Source organism: Frankia sp. CcWB3 (genome assembly GCF_977927595.1).
Genome location: NZ_CDWRCK010000174.1, coordinates 1 through 6,034, shown reverse-complemented (window position 1 = coordinate 6,034; position 6,034 = coordinate 1). Strand labels below are relative to the sequence as shown.

The following is a 6,034-nucleotide window of genomic DNA, read 5'->3' as shown; positions in this document are numbered from 1 at the left end:
ATAGCCTACGCAGTACTGTGGCAGCGGCTACACCCACACCTGCGGTTGAACCGTTCGGAACTGGCATTCATCGACGAGAGTTCCATTCTCGCGGATATCGCCGACACGATGACCGGAATTCCGGTTTTCGGTACGGCCCGCGGCCTTGTCAAGCTGTTGGAGCGCGGCGGCTCCGACGTACGCCGCCGCCTGCGGGTGCGGCGCGATCCCACCCTGGCGACGCTCGACGACCTGCCGAACAGTGAGCTCGCCGACGCCGTCACGTTTCTGTTCGCTGAAGACCTTCGGGCCGCCAGCCAGGACAGACAGTATGTGATCATCATTGACAGCCACGAGGCCCTGGTACCGAGCCCGGTACGCACCGGACGGGCGCAACTCGCGGATGCCTGGCTACGTGATCTCGTGGCACAGCTCGACCGTGGCCTGGTGGTCATCGCCAGCCGGGAACCGTTGCGGTGGGAACTGACGGATCCCGAATGGGACGGCCTCATCAAGATGTGCGACATCGGCGGCCTGCCCATGGAAGCCCGGCTAGAACTCCTCGACACCGGCGGGATCACCGATCCGTTCCAGCGCCAGATAATTGCGGACGCCAGCGCAGGTCTCCCATTCTATCTGAACCTGGCGGTGGACACGCACCTACAGACCGGTGGGCGGGTCAGCGGCGCCCTCGTGTCCCAACAGGAGCTCTTGGCACGCTTCCTTCAGCATGTCGCCCCGGAAGAAATTCGATCGCTGGAGGTCCTGAGCCCGGCACGAATCTTCGACTATGATATTTTCCGGATGCTGACGGCCACATTCCATCTCCCGGGGCATCGCATCGCCTGGGAATCCCTCACCGCATATTCGTTCGTCTACCCGGCAAACACCGCGCTGCGGTTTCATCCGCTCATGGCCGCCGCTCTGCGGGAACGGCTTTCTCCGGGCACTACCACCGACATCCACGCCCTGCTACAGGGACTGTGGGAGAACCGGGCCGACCAGGCGACCGGCCGGGACAGTGGCACTCATGCCGCCCGCGCCCTGCGAGAGGCCGCCTATCACGCCCTCCAGGGTCGGCAGATCAGCGGCGACAGCATCCTCGGCTATGCCGACCGCGCGGTTCGCCGTGGGGGACACAGCGCCGCCCAAGGCATCACCGAGGACCTGCGCGCCCGGCTCAACGACCAGCCCGACCACGACAACTTGCCCGAAGCCCTGCGGTGCCTGCAGGCTGAGGCAGCGATTCGCCTCGGCGACGCGGCCACGGTCACGGCGCTGGTTCCCGAACCGGTCACCGCTCTGGCCATCGACACAATGGTCGGCGCGCGGCTCGCCGTGGCCGCCGGACATGGGCGGCGCATCGCCGGTGAGACCCGGGCCGCGCTCGGCGCCTACACCCAGGTCTGGGACCGTGCCACGGGGGCATCCCGGCTGACCGCGGGCCTGTGGGCCGCCGACCTTCACATGGCCCAGGGCCGGTTCCAAGACGCGGAAGTACTCGCCACCGACCTGGGTGCGTCCGCTCCGGGGCAGGACGCCGAGTTCCACGGAGACGTGGCCCGGATGCGTCACCTCGCTCACCGGTTCGCGTTCGAGTTCGACGCCGCCGCCCGCTATCTCGACGAGGCCGCCGCCCACTACGCCGCGGCCGACAGCGTCCTCGGGTTGGCCAACATCCAGACCAACCGGGCCGAACTCCTCGCCTACACCCACCCTGCCGAGGCAATCGTCGAGGCAGGCCAGGCGATCGAGATCCAACGCGAGATCGGCGCCCATCACGAGCTCGGCAAGGCGTATACCGCTCTCGCTGTCGGGCAGCTCCGATGCGGTCAACTCGACGAGGCCGAGACCTCCCTACGGTCCGCGTGCGCCGCCCTCGACGGAGTCGGGTATCGCTCCGGTCGAGCCCGCGCCGAGTTCTACCGCGCCTTGGTCCATGCTCGCCGGGGTCAGCTCGACGAAACGGTTTCCTCGCTCCAGTGGACAGTCCGCGAGCTGGAAGCAGCCGACGTCTACCCGACGATCATCCTCTGCTCGGCGCACGCACTGTCCATCCTCGGCATCGATGACGAGCAGGTGACCGCCGCCGCGAGCCGGGCACGGGCAGGAATCCAGCCGTTCGGCACGCTTACCGATCTTGACGCCCGCATTGAGGACTTCGTCGCCGACCTGCTCGACGGGCACACGTGGCGGCCCGACGAGCTGTACCGGCAGGCGGTCGGGCGCCCCGATGCCGCGTCGGGTTTCTACAACCACAACATCCGGATGGGCACGCCGACCGGAGACGTGATTGTCCGTATCCCGATTCCGGGCAGCGACATCATGGACCTGATGATCTGGCCGGAAGGGGATGTGCTGCGCGCCATCCGCGGGACCGTGACCCACGCGCCCCGTCTGCTCTACGGGGACGTAATGAAGTAACAAATACGTGATCGAGAGCATCATCGCAGGTCACAGGCCTGTGGAGGGTTCGAAACGCGCAAGTTATTTCATTTCGACTCCTACGCCCGCATGCAGCCCCGCTACCAGATCGTGGAATTCCTTCCCGGTCAGCTCCTCGATAACACCGCACCACGCGGCACCCGCGTTCCCGACCACGTCATCGGCGACGTCGTGGAGCTCTTCGGGCAGCTCGGCCTCATCCCGCGCGAACGCCTGCCGCAATCGCCGCCAGGCTGGCCGGCGGACGGGCGGACCGCCGACTTCGCCCGCAGCCTGTCCGCTGTCACCGCAGGCGTGCATTCCCGGTTCCTCCCCGACTTCGGCGATCTGTACGCCGAGTTCGGCATCCCCATCGACGCGCTCACCGAGATCAACAGTCGATGGACGACGCTGCACCCGCGGCCTTTCCGCCTCCTCCACACCGACATCCACCGCAAGAACATCATCATCTCGGATGGCCAAGCCTACTTCCTCGACTGGGAACTCGCCCTGTGGGGCGATCCGGTCTATGATCTTGCGGTCCACCTGCACAAGATGAGCTACCAGCCCGACGAGTCAGCCGCACTCATCCATGGGTGGACCTCCGTTGTCAACGGTCCGGCCGCCGAGGGATGGCAGTCAGACCTCGACACCTACCTCTCCCACGAACGGGTGCAGTCCGCCATCGTCGACACCGTCCGCTACACGAAAATCATCACCGAGGGAAACCTCACCCGCGATGACACACATGCATTCATCGACAAGCTCGTCGGGAAACTCGCCGCCGCGCATGCCGTACTCAGCAACCGAGTGACCATCGACCACGAGGCCGCCGCAGCCCTCATACAGCAGTGGGCCGGCAGACGCCGATAGCCAGCCCAGCGAGAACGGCCAGGTGTCCGCGCGGCTCGACATCAGTGGAGTCCACGGACGTGCCGTACGGGGAGTAAGGGATGGCCTGCGACGATGCATGATCGCGTGGCGGCCGAGTTTTGGGGAGCCAGTCACGGTTCAGGAACCGCAGACCGTACTCAGCTCCCCCAAATTCGCATGCCTGCATGCCTGCCGACCGCCCTTCATCTCGACTTTCTCCCCGACGGCGGCGTGTTCCTCTGCGCCGACTGCGAAACCCCGTTCGGCGCGCACGTCGTCCCGGTGTCTCTCTACGGCTGGGTTTCCCGCCGGTCGGCGCGGAACTGGTCGATGACCACGGTGAACTGGCCGTTGACCGTGACGTCGGTGATGCCGGAGAACAAGGCACCGGTTCCTGGCAGCGCCACGACCGTACGGACACAGACGACGAACGACGCGCCTGGCTCCAGGGTTGCCGCGCCGTCCCCGGGATCCCCCGCACCACAGTCGGCGCCCTCGGGAGCAAATCGGACCTGTGGCGCGCCGGGGACGCCCTGGTCGGCGAGGGCGAGCTGCGCGGCGAGCCGTGCCCGGTCCATGCCCTGCGTCTCGCTGCCCGCGGTGGCGAACGCCCGCCCGGCCTCCCGGGCGGCCTGGGTCACCCCGAACGCCGCGCGCTGCACCGCGAAGACGCACAGGAACAGGTAGACGAACGGAACGAGCAGCACGACGGACAATCCAACGAATTCGATCATCGCCGAACCGTCGTCGGCCCCGGTCGCCGGGCCTGCCCGTTCGGGCCAGACAACGCGGCCTATGCGACCAATGCGACCGACGCGGCGCACGGAAGCCACGCAACCTGTCCTGATCATCAGGATCGTCCGCGGCACGGAGCGCAGGGCCGCCCGCGCGATCCGATCTCCCGCCACGACACCCCTCGTCACGGCAGTTCCTTGAGTGCGTGGCCCTTCACCGTGATCGTGATGCCGTCGCCCAGTGGGACTAGGACGAGCGGCACGGCAACCCGGCAGGTGACCTCCGCGAGCGGCGTGCCACCCGGCCCGTCGACCTGCGCCCCGGTGCAGACGGCGTCGGACCGTCCCGGGATGGTCCGCGCGATGAGGGCCTGGGCGTAGGGACCGCCCTCGCTCGCCGGCACGCCGAGATTGGCCGCGTGCCTGGCTCCCTCGGCAGCGTCCGCCGCGAGCGTGTTGCGGATGTGCAGCACCAGGCCGACCTGGATGATCCCCAGGATCAGGAAGAGCAACAACGTCCCCACCAGGATGAACTCGACGACGGCCGATCCGCCGTCAGCCGCGTCCGACGCCGTCCTCGACCGCGTCCGGTCGCTGCCCGGTCCCCCTGGGGCCGCCGTCGATCCCGTCCGGCCCCGCGGCGGCCGCGAGCTCAGCCGCCACCGCCGATACCCGACACCGAGTTGATGGCCGAGGTGAACAGGTTCTGCAGGGCGGGCGTCGCCAGGGTGGCGATCGCGACCACCAGCGCCGCCGTCATGACGGTTATCATGACCCAGCCGGGGACGTCCCCCCGATCGCGATCATGGTGGCCGCCCGATGCGACGGCTGACCGCCAGGCCCGCCATCTCGCTTTCATGGCCTGCCCTGTTCGTCCCATGTCTCCTCCTTTAGGCTGGCTGATCCGACCTCGCCGGACGGGCGCGTCCACCTGCGGGCGGCCACCTGCGCGCCCCGGGCACTCACTGCGCGATCACGGTGAAACTCACCAGGGCCGGGTAGAAGGCAAAGATCACGGTCGTCGGCAGGACGAGGAACACGACCGGGATCATCATCGCGATCTCCTTGCGGCCACCGGCCTCTAGCAGCTGCCGCTTGCCCGCCTCACGCGCGTCAACGGCCTGCGCGCGCAGGATGTCCGCCAGCGGCGTCCCCCGTTCGATCGCGACCGCCATCCCGTCGACGAACCGCACCAGGGGTGCCAACGCCGTGCGCGCCGCGATGCCCTCCAACGCCTGCACGAGGGTGGCCCCGGCGCGGGCGTCGGCCAACGCGAGCCGCAGCTCGTGCCCAAGCTCGCCGTGGGTCAACCGGCTGACCCGCTCCAGCGCCCCGATGGCCGACTCCCCCGCGGTCACCGCGAGCGCCAGCAGCTCGGCGATCGTCGGGAACTCCAGCAGCATCCGGTCCTCGCGCTCGGAGATCGCCCGCGACAGCCAGTAGTCCCGGGCCACCACCCCACCGGCCGTGCCGGCGACGATCAGTGCGACACTGACCAGGGTCGGCGGGCCGACGCCGAGCAGCGCGCGCAGCGCCAGCAGGAGGGCGCCGATCAGCGCCCCGCTGGCCGCGCAGATGACCTGCTGGACGCGGAACTCCTCGATGCTGGTCCGTCCGCCGGCCTGGGTCAGCCGGCGTCGCAGGGCGGCCCGGCCCCCCAGGAAACGGTCGAGCCGACCGGCGGCGTCCGCGAGTAACGGGCGCGCGAGCGCCTCGACCGCGGCGAGACCCGGCCGCGGCACCCCCCGCGGCCGGTCCTCGAGCAGCCTCGAGGGTGTGGGGGTGTCCCGCAGGTAGGGATCGATTCGGTCAGCGAGGTGGATGCGCCGGGCCCGGGGGGAGCGGTAGACGATGATGACCAGGCCCAGCCCGACGAGGAACCCGATCAGCGCACCGCTGGCGACCGTAGTCATGATCCCGCCCCCCGGCCAGCGGCCGCTCCCCCGCGCAGCACCCGGCCCTCCTCCGGCAACCGGCCGATCCGCTTCATGAGCAGGTAGGCGAGGGCCGACACGGGGCCCCCC

General features: G+C 68.9%; 6 protein-coding genes and 1 pseudogene. 2 read left to right on the top strand and 5 right to left on the bottom strand.

What is annotated here, in order from left to right; all coding sequences use genetic code 11:
• Together ACY5KJ_RS13745 and ACY5KJ_RS13740 are read left to right on the top strand one after the other, a co-directional pair.
• On the top strand, positions 1-2,403 hold a 2,403-nt coding region (locus tag ACY5KJ_RS13745), incomplete at its 5' end, for an aminoglycoside phosphotransferase family protein (protein ID WP_462203521.1).
• A gap of 90 nt (positions 2,404-2,493) precedes the next feature.
• Entirely contained in the window at positions 2,494-3,276 is a 783-nt protein-coding gene (locus ACY5KJ_RS13740) for an aminoglycoside phosphotransferase family protein (protein WP_462203520.1), read from the top strand.
• Positions 3,277-3,566: 290 nt separating this feature from the next.
• On the opposite strand, the gene ACY5KJ_RS13735 is transcribed toward ACY5KJ_RS13740, so the two are convergent.
• From ACY5KJ_RS13735 to ACY5KJ_RS13715, 5 genes and pseudogenes are all read right to left on the bottom strand, one after another.
• Positions 3,567-4,010 carry a hypothetical protein gene (locus ACY5KJ_RS13735; protein WP_462203519.1) on the bottom strand — a complete coding sequence of 148 codons (444 nt, stop codon included), beginning with the start codon at positions 4,008-4,010 and terminating at the stop codon, positions 3,567-3,569.
• A gap of 185 nt (positions 4,011-4,195) precedes the next feature.
• Positions 4,196-4,534, bottom strand: a complete 339-nt coding sequence (locus ACY5KJ_RS13730; protein WP_462203518.1) for a TadE/TadG family type IV pilus assembly protein — start codon at positions 4,532-4,534, stop codon at positions 4,196-4,198.
• Between the two features lie 128 nt (positions 4,535-4,662).
• Positions 4,663-4,869: a hypothetical protein gene (locus tag ACY5KJ_RS13725; RefSeq protein WP_462187083.1), complete on the bottom strand. Its 207-nt coding sequence runs from the start codon at positions 4,867-4,869 to the stop codon at positions 4,663-4,665.
• A gap of 103 nt (positions 4,870-4,972) precedes the next feature.
• Positions 4,973-5,923: a type II secretion system F family protein gene (locus ACY5KJ_RS13720; RefSeq protein ID WP_462187075.1), complete on the bottom strand. Its 951-nt coding sequence runs from the start codon at positions 5,921-5,923 to the stop codon at positions 4,973-4,975.
• Positions 5,920-6,034 (bottom strand): annotated as a pseudogene (locus ACY5KJ_RS13715) (type II secretion system F family protein); the annotation flags it as partial. The gene ACY5KJ_RS13720 and the pseudogene ACY5KJ_RS13715, both read right to left, overlap by 4 nt.

Excerpts from the sequence above, each read along its gene's own strand:
- ACY5KJ_RS13740 (WP_462203520.1), top strand. The coding sequence starts at position 2,494 with ATGCAGCCCCGCTACCAGATCGTGGAATTCCTTCCCGGTCAGCTCCTC.
- ACY5KJ_RS13735 (WP_462203519.1), bottom strand. The coding sequence starts at position 4,010 with ATGATCGAATTCGTTGGATTGTCCGTCGTGCTGCTCGTTCCGTTCGTC.
- ACY5KJ_RS13725 (WP_462187083.1), bottom strand. The coding sequence starts at position 4,869 with ATGAAAGCGAGATGGCGGGCCTGGCGGTCAGCCGTCGCATCGGGCGGC.
- ACY5KJ_RS13720 (WP_462187075.1), bottom strand. The coding sequence starts at position 5,923 with ATGACTACGGTCGCCAGCGGTGCGCTGATCGGGTTCCTCGTCGGGCTG.